Here is a 17,807-nt window from a genome sequence, read left to right as displayed (position 1 = left end):
AGTTACGGCCGTCACCGTTCTTCCCTTCCGCTTTCGTGCTGTAGTAACCGGACCATCTCCACGCCGAGATCCTCGCCTCCGGCGTCGCATGGCACCGATTCCAGCTCGGCGACGTCCTCGATCACGGCAAGTGAGATATCCTGCGCGGTCAGCCCGCATGCGGAAAGCACGTCGGCGCGCTTCCCGTGATCGAGGAAGCGCCGGGGGATGCCGAACTCGCGCAGCCGGGTGCCGACGCCCGCGTCCCGCAGTGATTGGGCGATGGTCGCACCCACTCCGCCGGTACGGCTGTTGTCCTCGATGGTGATCACCCGCCGGTGCCTGCGCGCCATATCGCCGAGCGCCGGATTGACCGGGATCACCCAGCGAGGGTCCACCACCGTCGTCCCGATGCCCTGGGCTTCGACCATTTCGGCGACTCTCAGGGCGACGCCGGCCAGCGCGCCCACCGAGACGATAAGCACGTCCAACGGCCCGGAGCGGTGTAATACATCCATACCCGCGAATGTCGTCACGGCCGGCAGGTCCGCACCGGTCGGGCCCTTCGGGAACCGGATCAGGGTCGGGGTTTCCTCCCAGGCGACAGCCTCGCGGAGGAGTTCGGCCAGCCGGGTGCCGTCTCGCGGTGCCGCGATCCGGAGTCCGGGCACCACCTGCAGGATCGACATATCCCACATGCCGTTGTGACTGGGGCCGTCGTCGCCGGTGATCCCGGAACGATCCAGTACGAAGGTCACCGCGCGGCGGTGCAGGGCCACATCCATCAGCAGTTGGTCCAGCGCGCGATTGACGAAGGTGGAGTAGATGGCTACCACCGGGTGCACCCCACCCATGGAAAGCCCTGCGGCCATGGTGACGGCATGCTGCTCGGCGAGCCCCACGTCGATGACCCGGTCCGGGAACCGCTGCTGCATCGGGACAAGCCCGGTCGGCTCCAGCATCGCCGCGGTGATCGCGACGATGTCCGATCGCTCCTGCGCGAGCCTGGTGATCTCCTTGCCGAACACCGCGGTGAACGAGGGCCCGGCAGGCGCGCCGAGCGCCTCCCCTGTGCGCGGGTCCATCGGCTTGACCACGTGTCCCCGGTCCACGTCGTTGTTCTCGGTATGCGCGAAACCTCGCCCCTTCTCAGTGACCACATGCACGACCACCGGCCCGCCGACCTCCCGCGCCTCGCGTAGCGCGTCCTGCACGGCCACCACGTCGTGGCCGTCGACCGTGCCGAGGTAGGCCAGTCCCAGTTGCTCGAACATGCCTCGCCCCGGGTGCCCCGCGCGCAGTTCGGTGAGGTGGTCGGCCAGCCCGCCCCTGGTGGGCGCGTAGGAGCGCTGATTGTCGTTGAGCACGATGATCAGGGGGCGGTCGGGACCGCCGGCGATGTTGTTCAGTGCCTCCCAGGCCATGCCGCCGGTCATCGCGCCGTCCCCGATAATCGCCACCACGGCCCGGTCGGTGCGGCCGTTGTGGGCATCGGCACGGGCGAGGCCGTCGGCGTAGGACAGCGCGGTGGAAGCATGCGAGTTCTCCACCAGATCATGCTCGGACTCGGCGGCACTGGGATAGCCGGACAGCCCGCCCTTCTGCCGCAGCCGGTCGAAGCCGGCGCGCCTGCCCGTCAGGATCTTGTGCACGTACGCCTGATGCCCGATGTCCCACAGGAACCGATCCCGGGGCGACTCGAACACGCTGTGCAGCGCGATCGTCAACTCCACCACGCCGAGGTTGGGTCCCAGGTGCCCCCCTACGGAGGACACCCGGTCGATCAGGAACTCGCGGATCTCACCGGCGAGTACGTACAGTTCCTCGGTGGTCCGTCCGCGCAGTTGCGCCGGGCTGTGCACCGTCTCAAGCAGGGTCATCGCGATCCCTCCTCCGAGCAGAACCCAGGTGTGTTCGTCAGCGACATTTCGGTTCTCCCTCACCGGTTCCGGTAGGCGACTTCGACCGCCATCTTGGTCAACTCGTTTCGCCAGGCCGCACCCAGCGGAGCCCGGTCGATCGCGCGGTGGGCTCGTTCCACCAGAACATCGATGCGGTTCTCGATGTCGCCCTTGCTCTCGATGAGTCGTTCGCGAAGCGCCGCGGTATCCCATTCCGGCTCCGAGACCAGCTTGCGGACTCGCCCGTCACGCTGCACCGCCTCGGCGAGCAGCAGCGTCATCTTGTGCTGCGCCAAGTCCAGCCCGACCGGCTTGCCTGCCGTTTCGCTGTCGCCGAAGGCGTCGATCAGGTCGTCTCGCAGCTGGAAGGCCTCACCCAGCGCCTCGCCGTACTCCTCGAAGGCGGGCGCCAAGTCCTCGCGCCCCGCGATCGCGGCGCCCAGCAGCAACGGCCGGTGGATGCTGTAGCGGCCGGACTTGCACACCGCGATCCAGCGGGACAGCTTGGGCTCGATCACGCCTTCGGCGGCCACGGCCATATCCAGGAACTGGCCGACCTGAATCTCGGTGAGCATCTCGCCCCAGATCCGGCGCGGACCCGGCGAGAGGGCGTGTGCCAGTCGTTCGGCGAAGACGTTGGCCAGGTCACCGGAGAGAATCGCGACGCCGTCGCCGTAGCGGCGGGGCTCACCTCGCCACCCCAGAGCGGCGTGTTCGGCCGTGTACTTGGCGTGCACGGCTGGGCTGCCGCGGCGGAACTCGGCGGCGTCCAGTACATCGTCGTGGATCAGGGCGGCAACATGGATCAGTTCCAGCCCCGCGGCGCAGTCCACAATCGTGGGGTCATCCGGATCGCCACCGGCGCCAAGGAACCCGGTCACACAGAACGCCGGCCGCAGCCGCTTGCCGCCCGCGGCCACCAGCGCGGTCACCGCGTCGACGGGCACACCGGCTCTGCTGTCGACACCGGCCCATCGAGCCCGTTCGGTGGCCAGGAAAGCATCGAGTCGCGACTCGACCCGCGTCATCAGATCGACGCGAAGCGGCCGCATGTTGGAGACTACCTGACTTGGCATTTCGGGTACCGTCCTCCCGTTCGATCGTTCAGCCGGCAGTAGCCGATCTTGTGAGTTTTGCGGGTGGGGTGAAAACGACGTCCTCGGTCGCCACCTGCTCGATCTCCAGGTTGCTGTAGCCAGATTCGGCCAGTTTGTCCAGTAGTTCCTCGACCAGAATCTCGGGAGCGCTCGCTCCCGCGCTGACTCCGACAGTTTGCACTCCTTCGAGCCACATATTGTCGAATTTGGTCACATCCGGCACCAGATAGGCGGCCGTACCGAGACGTTCGGCCAGCTCGACCATACGAACCGAATTGCTCGAATTGGGGGAGCCGACCACGAGGACCAGGTCACTGCGCGGTACGATAGCCCTGATCGCGTCCTGCCGGTTCTGGCTCGCGTAACAGATGTCGCCGGTGCCGGGGCCAACCAGGTCGACGAACCGGCGCTGCAGCACATCGATGATGTCGCGGGTCTCGTCGACCGAAAGGGTCGTCTGGGTGAGGTAGGCGACCCTGGCATCCGCTGGCAGATCCAGCCGCTCAGCGTCCTCAACCGTCTCGATGATCACCGTCTGCCCGGGCGCGTGCCCGAAGGTGCCCTCGACCTCTTCGTGCCCGGCGTGCCCCACCAGCAGCAGTGTCCGGTCGTCCTTCGCATATCGGCGAGCCTCCTGGTGCACCTTGGTCACCAGCGGGCAGGTCGCGTCGATGACGTCGAGCTGCCGCACCTCGGCGTTCTGCCGGACCTGCGGTGAGACACCATGCGCGGAGAACACGCACACCGCGCCCTCTGGCACATCGTTTTCGGTATCGACGAAGCGCGCACCCCGACGTTCCAGCAAGCGCACGATGTAGCGATTGTGGACGATTTCCTTGCGGACATAAACCGGCGCACCGTAACGCGCCAAGGCGAGTTCGACAATCGAAATTGCCCTACGCACCCCGGCGCAAAAACTGCGGGGCTCCGCAAGAATTACCTTCTTGTTGACCTGCATCCTCGCTCCGCTTCCCTGCTGGTGGTCCATATAAAAGGCGTCGGCATCGAATTACTGCCCTTCTATCGCTGGTAATGTCCAGCGTGGGCGCCGCGCGGTTGTGAAGTCAACCCTGAAAAGGCAGGCCGGCACGAACCAGCTACGCCTCAGCCCCGTAGCAATGAACCTTGTTATCGGCTTGCCATTCAGCTCGGAAGGAGAAATTTCTAGTGTGAAAACCAACCGATAAGGACGGCCGAGCGCGGCACTCCCGGTGAGTGCGTTCCGCAGCGACACCGGCCCGGAGGATCATATGCAAACCACTATCCAGCGTCCGGCGCTGACCACCGAAGGCAGGTCTCCCGCCCAAACCGGATACCTGGGAGACACCCGAAAGCCGGCTCACGTCACCGGCACCGACGAGGCGTTCGACGAGCTCTGCTCCGCCCTGTTCACCTCGCTGCGCCGCAACGACCAGCGCCGGAAGGGCATGGAGTACATCCTCGGCCTACTCGGAACCCGTGGGCGCAAGTCGGTCCGGAACATGGCGGCGTTGATCGGCGGGAACGGCACCGAGCAGAGTCTTCACCATTTCGTCAGCGGCTCGACCTGGGACTGGACCACGGTACGCCGGGCACTGGCACAGTACGTCATGCGCGCCGCGTCGACGCAGGCCTGGGTGGTGCGGCCGTTGGTCATTCCCAAAACCGGGCAGCACTCCGTCGGCGTGAGTAAGTACTTTTCTCCCACCGACAGCCAGGTGCTGAACGCGCAATGGGCCATCGGAGTATGGGCGGTCTCGGATCAACTGAGCGTCCCGCTCAACTGGCGGCTGCACCTGCCCCGGACCTGGATCACCGACCAGGTCCGGCGGAGCCAGGCTTCGATTCCGTCCGAGGTGAGGCCGCAGACGCCGAGCGACTGCGTGATCTCTGCCTGCCGCGAGATGCGGGCGGAGTGGGAGCTGCCCGCAAGGCCCGTGGTGGTGAACACCTGCCAGCCGGACGCGGTGGCGACCGTGTGCCGGCTTCGTGCCGAAGGAATGTGGCCGGTGGCACGCATCGCCGACGAGGTCATGCTGACCGTGGCGGATCCCGCGCTGACCGGACACGTCGCCAGCGCACTCCCGGCGAGTCAGATCATGCGAGCCGCGAGGGAGCTGAAACGCCCGGTCGGATGGCTCGAGCATGCTTCCGGAACGATGTGGCGGCGGACGAGCCTGATCGCCACCGTCCGCGTCACCGCGCCGTTGCCGCACTCATCTCCGGCACGGCCGGGGCACGCCCAGCCGAGCACGGAGTTGCTCCTCGTCGGAGTAGGAGACAACGGCAGGCAGTGGCCCGCCGAGCTGTGGCTGACCAGCATGACGGCCGCCCAGGCCGCCGTCATACCGCAGTTGAGTGGTTTCTCCAGCAAGGTCGACCAGGATTTCGCCGAGATCACCGACCAGGTCGGCATCAAGGACTATGCCGGTCGCTCCTACAGCGGGTGGCATCGCCACGTCACTCTCGTCTCGGCCGCACATGCCATCGCCGCCATGTCCGCTGTGCCATGCAATCAAGTGGATCGGGCTTCTTGACCCGGACGGCCGGCGATCCTGCCATTCCACACGTGGAGGGGTCCGTGGACGACGACCTGCTCGGCATCCGATCGAGACCGGCTTTGCAGCAACCTGGCTGGGACGATGATCCGCGGCTTCCGGCGGTGCGCGGAGAGCTGGCGAACGGACCGCCCCTTGTTCGTGCCGAAGACGTGTTCCGGCTGTCGTCCCTGCTGGCACGAGTAGCGACCGGGCAGGCCCACCTCGTGCTGTCCGGCGACTGTGCCGAAGATCCGGCGGAATGCACGGCCGGCTATGTCGCCAGGAAGGCGGGGCTGCTGGACACACTTGCCGGCGTGCTGAAGATGACCACGCACAAACCGGTGGTGCGGGCGGGGCGCATCGCGGGCCAGTTCACCAAGCCCCGCTCCTACTGCACCGAGTGGGTCGGGAACCTGGAACTGCCGGTCTACCGGGGTCATATGGTCAACAGCCCAGAGCCCGATCCCGAGCTCAGGACACCCGACCCCCGGCGCATCCTGGCCGGTTACCGGGCCGCGCATCAGGTCATGGGGCACCTTGGCTGGCGCGACACTCAGCCGAGGATCGACCTGCCCACCTGGACCAGCCACGAGGCGCTTCTGCTCGACTACGAACTCCCGATGCTCCGCCGGGATGGGCAAGGCCGGGTGGTACTCACCTCAACGCACTGGCCCTGGATCGGCGAGCGGACCCGCCAGGTGGGCTTCGCCCACGTCGCGCTCCTTGCCGGGATCGTCAACCCGGTGGCCTGCAAGGTCGGCCCCGGCATGACCGTCGGCGAGTTGCTCACCCTATGCGAGTCGCTCGATCCCCTGCGCGAGGAGGGCAGGCTCACCCTCATCGCCAGGATGGGCGCCACTGTCGTGGCCGAGCTGTTGCCCCCACTGGTGGCGGCCGTCCGTGCCGCGGGACACCCGGTCATCTGGCTCACCGATCCCATGCACGCGAACACCATAGCCACCCCATCCGGGCTCAAGACCCGGCTGGTGGAGACGATCATCAAGGAGATTCAGCAGTTCCAGGTCGCGGTACGGAACTCCGGTGGTGTCGCAGGGGGAATCCATCTGGAGACCACCCCGGACGACGTCACCGAATGCGTCCCGAACCGGTCCCACCTGGATCGGGTGACCGAGAAGTACACCAGTTTCTGCGATCCACGACTCAATCCGGAGCAGGCCGTTTCGGTGGTCTCCGCCTGGTGTGGATGAAGCGCCCGTCGCTGACGGCAGGCAAGAACCTCGTGAAGGAGATTCGGTAATGGACGACAAGGTCGCGCTGGTGACCGGGGCGGCAAGCGGGATCGGCGCCGCGGTGGTTCGCGCCCTTGGCGAGCAAGGCGCGACGGTGGCCGCCGTCGACAGGGACGCCGAAGGGCTGCGCCAGACGGTGCGGAAGCTGACCGCTGACGGCTTGCGGGTTGAGGCTTTCCACCTCGACGTCACGGCGAGCGCGGAGGTCGAAGCGGGAGCCGGCGCGGTCGAGTCGCGGCTGGGGCCGGTGGACTTCCTTGTCAACGCAGCGGGAGTGCTCCGCCTCGGCAAGGCCACCGAGTTGACCGAGGAGGACTGGGCGGCCACCTTCGGCGTCAACACGACCGGCGTCTTCCTGATGTCCAGGGCCGTGGTGAACCGGATGCTGCCACGCTCGCGCGGAGCCGTCGTCACCGTGACCTCCAACGCCGAGGGCACCGCACGGATGGATATGTCCGCCTACTGCGCCTCCAAGGCGGCGGCGACGATGTTCACCAAATGCCTCGGCCTTGAGACCGCCAAGTATGGGATCCGCTGCAACCTGGTGGCGCCGGGCTCCACCGACACTCCCATGCTCAGGTCCATGTGGCAGGACAGCACCGGCCCCAAAACCACAGTCGAGGGCAGTCTCGATGCCTACCGCCTCGGCATCCCGCTGGCGAAGCTGGCCCGCGCTTCGGACGTCGCCGACGCCGTCGTCTTCCTGCTCTCCGACCAGGCGGCGCACATCACCATGCACACCCTCACGGTCGACGGTGGCGCCACCCTCGGCGGCTAGCACTCCCGCGTGTTCGGTGCCGTTCTCACCTCCCCGAACACCCACGAGACCAACCAACCCCAGCAGAGGTGTACCCATGCCAGAGATCCCCCCGATCAGGCCCTACCCGCTGCCGACCAGGCGCGAACTGCCTGCCAATACCGCGCCGTGGATCGTCGAGCCCGACCGCGCGATGCTGCTGATTCACGATATGCAGCGTTACTTCCTGCATCCCTTCACCGAGGACCAGCCCCCCGCAGACGAGCTCGTGCGCAACACCGTGCTGCTGCGGCGGCGCTGCCGCGCGCTTGGCGTCCCGGTGGGCTACACCGCCCAGCCCGGCGGGATGACCGCGGAGCAGCGCGGGCTGTTGAAGGACTTCTGGGGACCGGGTATGCGGGTGGACCCGGCCGATCGCCAGATCGTCGCGCCACTGGCGCCTGCCCCGGACGACTGGATGTTCACCAAGTGGCGCTACAGCGCCTTCTTCCGCACCGGGCTGCTCGAGCGGATGCGCCGGCATGGTCGCGACCAGCTCGTCCTCTGCGGGGTGTACGCGCACGTCGGCATCCTGATGACCGCCGTCGATGCGTTCACCAACGATATCGAGACCTTCCTCATCGCGGACGCGGTCGCCGATTTCTCGCCCGAGTACCACCGGCAGGCTGTCGAGTACGCGGCACGCCGCTGTGCGGTGGTCACCGTCACCGGGGAGCTGCTCGCCGACCTCGGCACGACGACCAACCGAGTCCGTGCGGTCGCCAGGTGAGCGCGACACAGAAGGGGACATCCATGGCAGCGGATCTGCTCGGCCGGATACTGGCACCACAACCGCCCGCCTTCGCGCTGCTGCACCGGCCCGAGATCACCGGGGCGGACACGCTGGACATCCTGGTCGGTACGATGTCCACCCCGGAAACGCTGGCGGAGATTCCGCTGCCCGAGGCGTGCGCACCCACCGGCGGCGCACGCCACGAGACGTTGACGATCGTCCCCTATCGCCAGATCGCCGAACGAGGCTTCGCCAGCACCGACGACGGCTCACCGCTGATCGCGATCACCGTCACCGACCAGTCCACCGCGTCGGCAACCGAGGTGCTCGACCGGTTACCAGATACGCCCATCCGCGTGAAAGGTGGGCATTTCGATGTGGACGACGACGCCTACGCCGAGATAGTCCGCAAGATCATCGCCGACGAGATCGGCAGGGGCGAGGGCGCGAACTTCGTCATCAAACGCTCGTTCGTCGCCGATATCAGCGACTACACTCCATACCACGCGCTGACCCTGTTCCGCCGTCTCCTGCAACGGGAATCGGGCGCCTACTGGACCTTCCTCGTACACACCGGCGCGCACACCTTCGTCGGCGCCAGCCCGGAACGGCACGTCAGCCTGCACCACGGCACCGCGGTGATGAACCCGGTCAGCGGCACCTACCGCTACCCGCCGTCCGGCCCCGTCCTGCACGAGGTGCTGGACTTCCTCGCCGATCACAAGGAGACCGCCGAGCTCTACATGGTCGTCGACGAGGAACTCAAGATGATGGCCCGGATCTGCGAGCACGGCGGCAGGGTCGAAGGACCGTACCTCAAGGAAATGGCGTACCTCGCGCATACCGAGTACTTCATCGACGGTCACAGCACCCGCGATCCACGCGAGATACTCCACGAGACGATGTTCGCACCCACCGTCACCGGCAGCCCGCTCGAGAGCGCCTGCCGGGTCATCAACCGGTACGAACCTCAGGGTCGCGGCTACTACAGCGGAATCGTCGCGCTCATGGGCCGCGACGCCCATGGTGGTCGCACGATGGATTCGTCCATCCTCATCCGCACCGCGCACCTCGACGACCGGGGCCGGATCAAGATCGGGGTGGGCGCCACGCTGGTGCGCGACTCCGATCCGGCCTCCGAGGTCGCCGAGACACACGCCAAGGCAGCCGGACTGCTCGCCGCGCTAGGCACCGACCGGCCTCCTTCGCTCAGCGAGCACCCCGGCGTCCTGGCCGCGCTGGCGGAGCGCAACACGACGATCTCGAAGTTCTGGCGGACGCGGGAGGACGCCCGGTCAACGCCGGAGCCAGAACTGGCCGGCCTCCGGGTCCTGGTCATCGATGCCGAGGACACCTTCACGTCCATGCTCTACCACCAGCTCCGGTCCGCCGGTCTCGTGGTGACCGTCCGTCGCTTCGACGAACCGTACTCGTTCAGCGGACACGACCTCGTCGTACTGGGTCCAGGCCCCGGCGACCCGCGCGAGACAGTACACCCGAAGATCGATCATCTCAGGTCCGCGGTGCGTACCCTGCTCGCGCAGCGGCGGCCGTTCCTCGCGGTGTGTCTCAGCCACCAGGTGCTCTGCGCGGAGCTCGGTTTCGCCCTGGTTCGCAGGGAGGTTCCGAACCAGGGCGTACAGCGTCGGATCGACCTCTTCGGCGCACCGGAACGGGTGGGCTTCTACAACTCGTTCGTCGTCTACAGCGGCGAGGACAAGGTCACCTGCGATGGCGTCGGCACGGTGGAGGTGAGCCGGGACGCGGAGGCGAACGAGGTGCACGCGCTACGCGGGCCGTACTTCGCCTCCCTGCAGTTTCACGCCGAATCACTTCTCACCCAGGACGGCATGCGTATCGTCGGCGAGCTCATGAAGGACGTACTGGGATACCAGGACCTCGAAGCCGCTGAGAACAGCACACCGGGACGGGAGGTTTCCGCCCTCGAACCGACCACGGGCTGGGAGCTGTTGAGGAAGGTGCCTGCACAAAGGTGATGCGGGGCGCGCTCTCGGCCGAAGGCCTCGCGAACCCGGCCGCGGGCCGCCTGCCAGCCCGGTCAGAGACGAATCGCATTGGTGTTGAAGCAGGCGAGCAGGCTGCGCGCCTGAACGTTGACGTAGCGGCCGTGCTGGACCAGCGAGTTCAGCTGGCCAGGTGTCACCCAGAGAAAACCAGAAGGCGGCTTGGTCGGCGCCTGCGCCTCATCGGCTTCGATGACCAGGTAGCGGCTCTCCGCGTGGTAAAAACGTCCGCCCTCTTCGGCGTGCACCGCCTCGTAGGCGATCTGCCCGCTCGCGGCGCCGAGCACCAGGTCGAGGAACGGCGGCCGGTCCTCCAGTGGAAGGTGGGCGTAGTACTCCGGGGTGCACTGGACGGTCGGTCCCAGCTCGACCGTATCGAGGAAGCCGCCCTCCAGCCTGGCGTGCACGAGTAGATGGGGTACTCCTTCAAAGCGCCGAACCACGAATGCCGCGACACCACGCTCGGTCGGTTCGAACAGCGGTTGTGTCCAGCTCGCGACCTCCCGGTTACCAGCCTGCACCGACACCGCCATCACTCGGAAGTATCGCTCGGGAACATGGTCGATAGTGGACTCACCACGTACCCAGGACGTCACCTCGGCAAGCGGCATACGCTGGACGTGTATCTGACGCCAGGAACGCTCACCGGTGAACCAGGACAGGAGTTCCATGTCGGAGTGCAGCGCGCCCGTCTCGCGGTAGGTGGTCGGGGCGCAGGCCAGTACGGTGCGCGCGTCCATGTTCACGACGTTGTCCCTGCGCAGCAGTTCGCCGATCTGACCAAGGGTCAGCCAGCAGAAGTCCTCGTCCAGTGGCACATGGCCGTACGCCTCGACGACCATGTTGCGGTTGGATTTCCGGAAGAACCAGGCGCCGTGCTCGGATTGCATCACATCGGCGAGAACCCTGCCGCGACGCGAGTCGATGAAGTAATCAAGATACTTCACGTCCGCGCCCTTGTGCACCTTGGTGTAGTTGCTGCGGGTGGCCTGCACGGTCGGGGACAGCTGGACCAGGTTGGGGTTGCCAGGCTCCATCTTCGCCTGCATCAGGAAATGCAGCACCCCGTCGAACTCCTTGACGAGGATGCCCAGGATCCCGACCTCCGGTTGCCGGATGATCGGCTGCTGCCACTGGAGAATCGGCCCCCTGTCCACGGCGACGCGCAGCCCTTCGACGCTGAAGAAACGGCCGCTGCGGTGTACCAGGTTCCCGGTGTCCCGCTCGAACGACCAGCCGTCCAGCTCGGCGAACGGAATCCGGTCGACCCGGAAACTGCCAGCACCGGCGCGCCCCGCGAGCCAGCCCGAGAGGTCCTCGCCGCGCAGCCATCGCCCTTCGAGTGTGCCCGCGGACAACACCATGCGGCCCGAATGTCCGGGGTCTTCCCGCCGCTGTAGTACGGACGGCGATATGACCGGCATCGCGGCGTTCGACATAGGGTTACTCCTGATCCATCGATAGTCTCCGCCCTGGCCAGGCGGTCTGGACGCTCATGCCGCGATCCGCACGTGCGTGTGGTCTCCGAGTACCAGTCGGTGACAGGTGCCACGATCGGCCGCGCCGATGGAAACCGACCGGCCGATCAGTGAGTCGCGCAACTCGGGAATCCCGGACAATGTGGATCCGTCCAGCACCACGGAGTTCCCGATACTCGTACCGCTGAGCACACAGTCGCGGCCAAGCGAGGTGTGCTCGCCAACGCGGCTGTCCGCCACGACGGTGCCGGCCCCGATGATCGCGGGCCCCTCGATCGTGGACCGGAGCACGCGAGCACCGGGTTCGACGATGACAGGGCCGATCAGTACGCTGGCGTGATCGATCTCGCCGAGGACGGCCGGCCGGAGCCGGTCGAGCAGCTGGCGGTTTCCCTCCAGTACATCGTCGACGGATCCGGTGTCTTTCCAGTAACCGCCATACTCGGTTGCCTTGACCTCGGCGCCCCTGCCGACCAGCCACTGGATGGCGTCGGTTATCTCCAACTCGCCGCGGGCACTCGGCCCGATCGCGGCGACGGCCTCATGGATGGCCTGGGTAAAGAAGTAGACGCCGATAAGCGCGAGGTCACTCTTCGGTTCGTGCGGCTTCTCCACCAGCCGTAGCACCGCGCCGTGTTCATCCAGCTCCGCGACTCCGAACGAGCTCGGGTCGAAGACCTTGCACACGACAACCTGCGCTTCGGGCCTGCCGGTGGCGAACTCTCTCGCGATATCGGCGATTCCGTCGGGAAGCAGATTGTCGCCGAGATACATCACGAAATCCTCGTCGCCGAGGAACTCTTCGGCAAGGGTGACGCAGTGCGCGAGGCCGAGCGGCTCGTCCTGCGTGATATAGGTGATACGCGCGCCGAAGCGCGAGCCGTCGCCGATCGCCCTGGTGATTTCCGGGGCACGATCGCCGACGATCATCCCGATCTCGACTACGCCCAGGTCACGGATGTTCTCAAGGACATGTTCCAGCACCGGTTTGTTGGCAACCGGAATCAGCTGTTTCGGCATGGAGTAGCTGAGCGGGCGGAGGCGGGTTCCTGTTCCCCCGGACAGTACAAGAGCCTTCATGGGAGGTCCTTTCAGTTCCTGAATTCCTGACCTGCATGTATAAGACTCCCCTTTTCGATGCTCAGCGGTCCCGAAGTTATGAGGATCAAGCTAGTGGCAGCCTGGACCGAACCCCCGAGGCGAGCCCTGAGTCCGTCAGGTTCACCGCGGGCGAGCCGCGACGCTCCGGCGTACCCCGGCCGAACCTGACACATACTTTGCGGGCCCCTTGAGACCTGTTCACCGGCTGAACAGACTTGCGGCAAGGAATCACCGGTCACCGCGGTGGCGGAACACGCGACCTGCCCGACGTGGGAGCGCTGGTTCATCAGGCATCACAAGGGAGCGACCATGACCGATCCGGCGAGTTCGAGAACAGCGCGCGCAGTCGAGTGCCGGATCTGCGGCGGCACCGTCAGTGAGTTCTTCGACTTCGGAAGGCAGCCGGTTTCCGACTCTTTTGTGCGACCAGAATCGACCGGCAGCGAGTTCTTCTTCCGGCTGGCCGTCGGGATCTGCACGAGCTGCACGATGGTGCAACAGCTCGAAGAGATTCCCAGACAAGAAATGTTTCACGAGGATTATCCATACCGCTCGTCTGGTTCGACCCGGATCTACGAACATTTCGAGCGTATCGCGGGGAACCTCCTGGATGTCGCACTTACCGGTGCCGACCCGTTCATCGTGGAAATTGGTTCCAACGACGGAGTCATGCTGAAGACGATCCAGAAGGCCGGGGTGCGACACCTGGGCGTCGACCCGTCCGAGTCGGTGGCCGAGTTCGCCAAGGCCGATGGTGTGCGGGTTCGCGTCGGGTTCTTCGACGAGGATTCGGCCGCCCAGATCGCTGCCGAGGACGGGCCGGCGGACGTCATATTCTCGGCGAACACCACGAGCCACATTCCCTACCTCGACTCGATCTTCCGTGGCGTGGAAATCCTGCTGGCTCCCGAAGGGGTATTCGTCTTCGAGGACCGCTACCTCGGCGACATCGTGGCGCAGAACGCGTTCGACCAGATCTATGACGAGCACTTCTACCTGTTCTCAGCAGGCTCCGTCCGGACGATGGCCGAACGCTTCGGGTTCACGCTGGTCGACGTAGAGCACATCGCGGTGCACGGCGGATCGATGCGGTACACCGTTGCTCGTCCTGGACAGCGCAGCCCCACGGCCGCGGTCGGTGAGTTCGTCGCGAGAGAACGCACGCAGGGCCTTGCCGACCCGGAGAGCTACCAACGGTTCGCGAGCGAGGTACGGGACAACTGCGCCGCGCTGGTGGGCCTGCTCCGGGAGCTACGCGCGCAGGGCCGGACGGTCGTCGGGTACGGGGCGACAGCCAAGAGTGCGACCGTACTCAACTTCTGTGAGATCGGCCCCGACCTGGTTTCCCATGTCTGCGACAGCACACCGGCCAAACAAGGCAGGCTGACCCCGGGCACGCATATTCCGATCAAGCCATCCGAGGCCTTCTCCGCGCCCTACCCCGACTACGCGTTGCTACTCGCATGGAACCACGCGGACGAGATCATCGCCAAAGAGCAGGGATTCCGCGACGCGGGTGGCCGGTGGATTCGCTACGTACCCCATGTGCACCTGGTCTGACCCCCTGTCCACAAACGTCGAGAAGGGTCCCATGAATAGGTTCGATGGTAAGAAGGCCGTGGTCACCGGTGGGACGCACGGGATCGGCATGGCGGTCGTCAAGGCACTGCTCGACGGCGGGGCCGAGGTGTTGCTCACCGGCCTCAACGAGGAGAACATTCAAGCGGCACGGCGCGAACTCGGGTCGACGGCGCACGTCGTGCGCTCGGACGCGGCGAGCATGACCGATATCGACGCGCTGGGTAAAACAGTCGAGGATACCTTCGGCCAGGTCGACTTCGTATTCGTCAACGTCGGCTTCATCCGGTTCGACCCGCTCGAGAAGGTCACCGAAGACACCTACGACAAGATGTTCGCCGTCAACACCAAAGGCGCGTTCTTCACCGCCCAACGGCTGGCTCCGTTGGTCTCCGAAGGCGGCTCGTTCGTATTCACCACCGCTGTCGTCACCGGACTGGGGTTCGTCGCCACCAGCGTAGGCACCGGGATGAAGGCCGCCGTTCGCGCCTTCACCAGGGTTTTCGCCGCCGAACTGGTACCGAGGAGCATCCGGGTCAACGCGGTCAGCCCCGGCTTCACGCAGACCCCGACCATGGGCATCGCGGGAATCTCCGACGAGCTGCGCGCCGCCAACCAGTCCGAGGGCGAGGAAATGACCCCGATGGGGCGCTTCGGCTTGCCGGAGGAGGTCGCCACCGCGGTGCTGTTCCTCGGCTTCGACGCCACCTTCACCACCGGGATCGAGCTGGCCGTGGACGGCGGCCTCGGTCAGGGGCTGGAGACCCCGCACGGTGACGTGATGACTCACTGAGGGCGGCGTACCAACAACTTCTCACCCTGACGACGGAGGTAGATGCACATGTCCGGTGGCGCGAGGACCGCAATCATCGGTGGTGGCATGGCCGGTTGCGCCGCTGCCAAGGAGCTCATCACGGCAGGAAGGGAGGTTGTCATCTTCGAAACAGCGGACGGGCTCGGCGGGCGAGCTCGTTCGTGGCACAGCCCCGAGATCGAACCCGATGTGGGCATCAACCTCATGTACGTCAGCTTCTATCAACTGATGTCCGAACACATCCGCGAGTACGGGCTTTCCGACGAGCTCGTTCAGCTCTCCAGCGACGTCTTCGTCGTCGACAACGGCGTGCCGGTGAGCCTGTCCTCTGACTCCCCGCGCAGCCTGCTCAGCTACAAGCACGTCTCGCTCAAGGACCGGTTCTCGTTCCTGTTCACCACCTTGAGAGAAGTCCGCAGGCGCAATGAGCTCAGCCTGTTCGACCCGATCATGTCCGCACCGCTCGACGATGGAAGCACCGCCGCCGAATACGGCTACCGGCACGTTTCCCGGCGCGGCTTCGACTTCCTGCTGCGACCTCAGATCGAAGGGTTCTGGAACTTCGCGTGCGAGGACATCTCCGCCGTGCACGCCAGGGCGCTACTGGCCTGGATGGGCGGCTCCGGCTTCTACGTGTTCCGGGGTGGCATGGAGATCATCGCCGAGAAGAACGCGGAGGGCGCCGACCTCCGGCTCAGCCACCAGGTCACCGACCTGCGACTGGTCGACGGCAAGGTAAGGGTCACCGCACTGCACACCGAGGGCGAACCGGTCACCGAGACGTTCGACGACGTGCTGATCGCCACCCCCGCCCCGATCGCCGCGAAGCTCACCGCGGCCATGCCGCCGGATGTCGTTGGTTCCACGGCCCGCAAGTTCCTGGAAACTCAGGAGTACGAACCGGCCCTTTCGGTCTCCTACCTGGTCGACGCGGGCAGCATGCCGGCCGAAGCACATATCGTGGCCGGCGGCCCGGACGACCCACCGCTACGAAACATGATCACCCACCCGCGCCAGGTGCGGGACGCACATGGCGGGCTCGTGGACAAGCTCCTGGTGTTCACCTACCCGGGCCGGGCCAATACCCGCCGCCTGATCGGCCGCACCGAGGAGGAGCAGTTCGCCGCGGTCACCCCGCTGCTGACCACGTTGTGGCCGGACTTCCCAACCGACGCCCAGCCGTTCCGGATCGCCGAACGTCCTTACGGGTTTCCGATTCCGGCACCTGGTCGCTACCACCAGGCGGTTCAGGTGATGCGACAGCAGGGCGCGCCCGTGGTCTTCGCAGGCGACTATTTCAACGCCCCGACCACGGAGGCCGCGCTGCTGTCCGGCGTCAGGGCCGCGGCAGCACTCACCACGGTCAGTTGACCGGCACCCCGCGGCCGGCCTCCATCCCACCAGGAGACACCATGAAGGTTCTGTTCGTACCAGGGAATAGCCCGTACCCGATCTTTTCGCACGCCCCGCTGGCAACCGCGGTCCGCAACGCCGGACACCAGGTCCTGATGGGAGGGATCGAATGGGTCCTGCCGAGGATAGCCAGCGTCGGCCTACCTCCGGTGAAGATCTCTCCCCTTTCGATAGAGGAGGTCAGCGCCTTCGTCGGCTCGATGCCAGAGGATCCGGTGGAACAGGCCAAGGCGGTCGGCGGAGTGTACGCCGAGATAGCCATCAACAGCTTGGAGCCACTACTTGAGCTGTCGGAGCATTGGCGCCCGGATATCGTGGTCGGCGGCGGCATGTTCTATTGCGCTCCGCTCCTCGCTCATCACCTCGGCGTCCCGTCGGTGCGGCTGGAGTGGGACCGCATCGACGCACGGATGTACGACCCCGGCGCCATCGAGGTGCTACAGCCGCTGCTCGCCGAACTGAACCTGGCTCAGGTTCCCGCCCCCGACCTGTGGCTCGGCGTCTGCCCACCCAGCCTGCTGCCACCGGACGCCGTGCCCGCACAACCGATGCGGTGGATCCCGGCGAATCCGCAACAGCCGCTCGAGCAGTGGATGTACGCCAAGGGAGACCGTCCCAGGGTGTACCTCACCGCCGGTACCCGGCTGTTCAGCGGCGATGCCCTGCTGGAGATGATCCGGAACCTTTCCGGACTGAACGTGGAGATCGTGGTCGGGGCACCCGAACAGATCGCCGAGGAGCTACGCGCGGACCTGCCCGGTGTGCGAATCGGCTGGGTTCCGCTGGACATCCTGGCACCCACCTGCGACATCATCATCCACCATGGCGGCGGCGGCACCGACATGACCGCACTGAACGCCGGCGTCCCGCAGCTGATCGCCAACCCGGAGTACCCGACGGCGGCGACGCAGCAGGTGGTCGACTACGGTGCCGCGCTCACCCTCACCTCGGACGAGCAGCGTCCGGAGAACATCGTCGCTGCCTGCAACGACTTGCTGTCGAACCCGGGGTACGGGGAACGGGCGCGCGAGCTTTCGCGGGAGATCGCCGCACTGCCAGCCCCAGCCGAGATCGTGCCCGTAATGGAGAAGTTGGCCGGCTGACCGGAGGAGTCCCCGTCAATC

General features: G+C 66.1%; 14 protein-coding genes. 9 read left to right on the top strand and 5 right to left on the bottom strand.

Going from position 1 to position 17,807, the window contains the following annotated elements; all coding sequences use genetic code 11:
* Positions 1-11 precede the first annotated feature (11 nt).
* From FB471_RS28525 to ispH, 3 genes are all read right to left on the bottom strand, one after another.
* Positions 12-1,859 (bottom strand): 1-deoxy-D-xylulose-5-phosphate synthase, encoded by a 1,848-nt coding sequence (locus FB471_RS28525; RefSeq protein WP_142001381.1) that lies wholly within the window; start codon positions 1,857-1,859, stop codon positions 12-14.
* Positions 1,860-1,918: 59 nt separating this feature from the next.
* The gene (locus FB471_RS28520) at positions 1,919-2,908 is read right to left on the bottom strand and encodes a polyprenyl synthetase family protein (RefSeq protein ID WP_211358168.1); all 990 of its coding nucleotides are present in this window, start codon (positions 2,906-2,908) and stop codon (positions 1,919-1,921) included.
* A 76-nt stretch (positions 2,909-2,984) separates the two neighbouring features.
* Entirely contained in the window at positions 2,985-3,935 is a 951-nt protein-coding gene (gene ispH, locus FB471_RS28515) for a 4-hydroxy-3-methylbut-2-enyl diphosphate reductase (RefSeq protein ID WP_142001379.1), read from the bottom strand.
* 292 nt (positions 3,936-4,227) lie between these two features.
* On the opposite strand from ispH, the gene FB471_RS28510 reads away from it, so the two are divergent.
* The 5 genes from FB471_RS28510 to FB471_RS28490 all read left to right on the top strand — a co-directional run bounded on the left by FB471_RS28510 (position 4,228) and on the right by FB471_RS28490 (position 10,272).
* Positions 4,228-5,493: an IS701 family transposase gene (locus tag FB471_RS28510; RefSeq protein ID WP_211358167.1), complete on the top strand. Its 1,266-nt coding sequence runs from the start codon at positions 4,228-4,230 to the stop codon at positions 5,491-5,493.
* Between the two features lie 32 nt (positions 5,494-5,525).
* Positions 5,526-6,704, top strand: a complete 1,179-nt coding sequence (locus FB471_RS28505) for a 3-deoxy-7-phosphoheptulonate synthase (protein ID WP_281287427.1) — start codon at positions 5,526-5,528, stop codon at positions 6,702-6,704.
* Between the two features lie 49 nt (positions 6,705-6,753).
* Positions 6,754-7,524, top strand: coding sequence for a 2,3-dihydro-2,3-dihydroxybenzoate dehydrogenase (locus tag FB471_RS28500; RefSeq protein WP_142001377.1), 771 nt, complete (start codon positions 6,754-6,756; stop codon positions 7,522-7,524).
* Between the two features lie 76 nt (positions 7,525-7,600).
* On the top strand, positions 7,601-8,272 hold the full coding sequence (locus tag FB471_RS28495; protein ID WP_142001376.1) for an isochorismatase family protein: 672 nt from the start codon (positions 7,601-7,603) through the stop codon (positions 8,270-8,272).
* Positions 8,273-8,295: 23 nt separating this feature from the next.
* Positions 8,296-10,272: an anthranilate synthase family protein gene (locus FB471_RS28490; protein WP_142001375.1), complete on the top strand. Its 1,977-nt coding sequence runs from the start codon at positions 8,296-8,298 to the stop codon at positions 10,270-10,272.
* 62 nt (positions 10,273-10,334) lie between these two features.
* Here FB471_RS28490 and FB471_RS28485 read toward each other — a convergent pair whose 3' ends face one another.
* The gene (locus tag FB471_RS28485; RefSeq protein ID WP_246076639.1) at positions 10,335-11,663 is read right to left on the bottom strand and encodes an NDP-hexose 2,3-dehydratase family protein; all 1,329 of its coding nucleotides are present in this window, start codon (positions 11,661-11,663) and stop codon (positions 10,335-10,337) included.
* Between the two features lie 129 nt (positions 11,664-11,792).
* Positions 11,793-12,857 carry a glucose-1-phosphate thymidylyltransferase gene (locus FB471_RS28480; RefSeq protein ID WP_142001373.1) on the bottom strand — a complete coding sequence of 355 codons (1,065 nt, stop codon included), beginning with the start codon at positions 12,855-12,857 and terminating at the stop codon, positions 11,793-11,795.
* 330 nt (positions 12,858-13,187) lie between these two features.
* On the opposite strand from FB471_RS28480, the gene FB471_RS28475 reads away from it, so the two are divergent.
* Genes FB471_RS28475 through FB471_RS28460 form a run of 4 tightly spaced genes read left to right on the top strand, consistent with a single transcriptional unit; the run spans position 13,188 to position 17,786 of the window.
* Entirely contained in the window at positions 13,188-14,438 is a 1,251-nt protein-coding gene (locus FB471_RS28475) for a class I SAM-dependent methyltransferase (protein WP_142001372.1), read from the top strand.
* Between the two features lie 31 nt (positions 14,439-14,469).
* Positions 14,470-15,249 (top strand): SDR family oxidoreductase, encoded by a 780-nt coding sequence (locus tag FB471_RS28470; RefSeq protein WP_142001371.1) that lies wholly within the window; start codon positions 14,470-14,472, stop codon positions 15,247-15,249.
* 42 nt (positions 15,250-15,291) lie between these two features.
* The gene (locus FB471_RS28465; RefSeq protein ID WP_142001370.1) at positions 15,292-16,641 is read left to right on the top strand and encodes an FAD-dependent oxidoreductase; all 1,350 of its coding nucleotides are present in this window, start codon (positions 15,292-15,294) and stop codon (positions 16,639-16,641) included.
* Between the two features lie 41 nt (positions 16,642-16,682).
* Complete coding sequence (locus FB471_RS28460; RefSeq protein ID WP_142001369.1) at positions 16,683-17,786, top strand: nucleotide disphospho-sugar-binding domain-containing protein; 1,104 nt, start codon at positions 16,683-16,685, stop codon at positions 17,784-17,786.
* The last annotated feature ends 21 nt before the right edge of the window (positions 17,787-17,807 follow it).

The sequence above is a fragment of the Amycolatopsis cihanbeyliensis genome, from assembly GCF_006715045.1.
GTDB classification, from domain to species: Bacteria; Actinomycetota; Actinomycetes; order Mycobacteriales; family Pseudonocardiaceae; genus Amycolatopsis; species Amycolatopsis cihanbeyliensis.
This window is presented reverse-complemented; position numbering and strand designations above follow the sequence as displayed.

Excerpts from the sequence above, each read along its gene's own strand:
- FB471_RS28525 (WP_142001381.1), bottom strand. The coding sequence starts at position 1,859 with ATGACCCTGCTTGAGACGGTGCACAGCCCGGCGCAACTGCGCGGACGG.
- FB471_RS28520 (WP_211358168.1), bottom strand. The coding sequence starts at position 2,908 with ATGACGCGGGTCGAGTCGCGACTCGATGCTTTCCTGGCCACCGAACGG.
- ispH (WP_142001379.1), bottom strand. The coding sequence starts at position 3,935 with ATGCAGGTCAACAAGAAGGTAATTCTTGCGGAGCCCCGCAGTTTTTGC.
- FB471_RS28510 (WP_211358167.1), top strand. The coding sequence starts at position 4,228 with ATGCAAACCACTATCCAGCGTCCGGCGCTGACCACCGAAGGCAGGTCT.
- FB471_RS28500 (WP_142001377.1), top strand. The coding sequence starts at position 6,754 with ATGGACGACAAGGTCGCGCTGGTGACCGGGGCGGCAAGCGGGATCGGC.
- FB471_RS28495 (WP_142001376.1), top strand. The coding sequence starts at position 7,601 with ATGCCAGAGATCCCCCCGATCAGGCCCTACCCGCTGCCGACCAGGCGC.
- FB471_RS28490 (WP_142001375.1), top strand. The coding sequence starts at position 8,296 with ATGGCAGCGGATCTGCTCGGCCGGATACTGGCACCACAACCGCCCGCC.
- FB471_RS28485 (WP_246076639.1), bottom strand. The coding sequence starts at position 11,663 with ATGGTGTTGTCCGCGGGCACACTCGAAGGGCGATGGCTGCGCGGCGAG.
- FB471_RS28480 (WP_142001373.1), bottom strand. The coding sequence starts at position 12,857 with ATGAAGGCTCTTGTACTGTCCGGGGGAACAGGAACCCGCCTCCGCCCG.
- FB471_RS28475 (WP_142001372.1), top strand. The coding sequence starts at position 13,188 with ATGACCGATCCGGCGAGTTCGAGAACAGCGCGCGCAGTCGAGTGCCGG.
- FB471_RS28470 (WP_142001371.1), top strand. The coding sequence starts at position 14,470 with ATGAATAGGTTCGATGGTAAGAAGGCCGTGGTCACCGGTGGGACGCAC.
- FB471_RS28465 (WP_142001370.1), top strand. The coding sequence starts at position 15,292 with ATGCACATGTCCGGTGGCGCGAGGACCGCAATCATCGGTGGTGGCATG.
- FB471_RS28460 (WP_142001369.1), top strand. The coding sequence starts at position 16,683 with ATGAAGGTTCTGTTCGTACCAGGGAATAGCCCGTACCCGATCTTTTCG.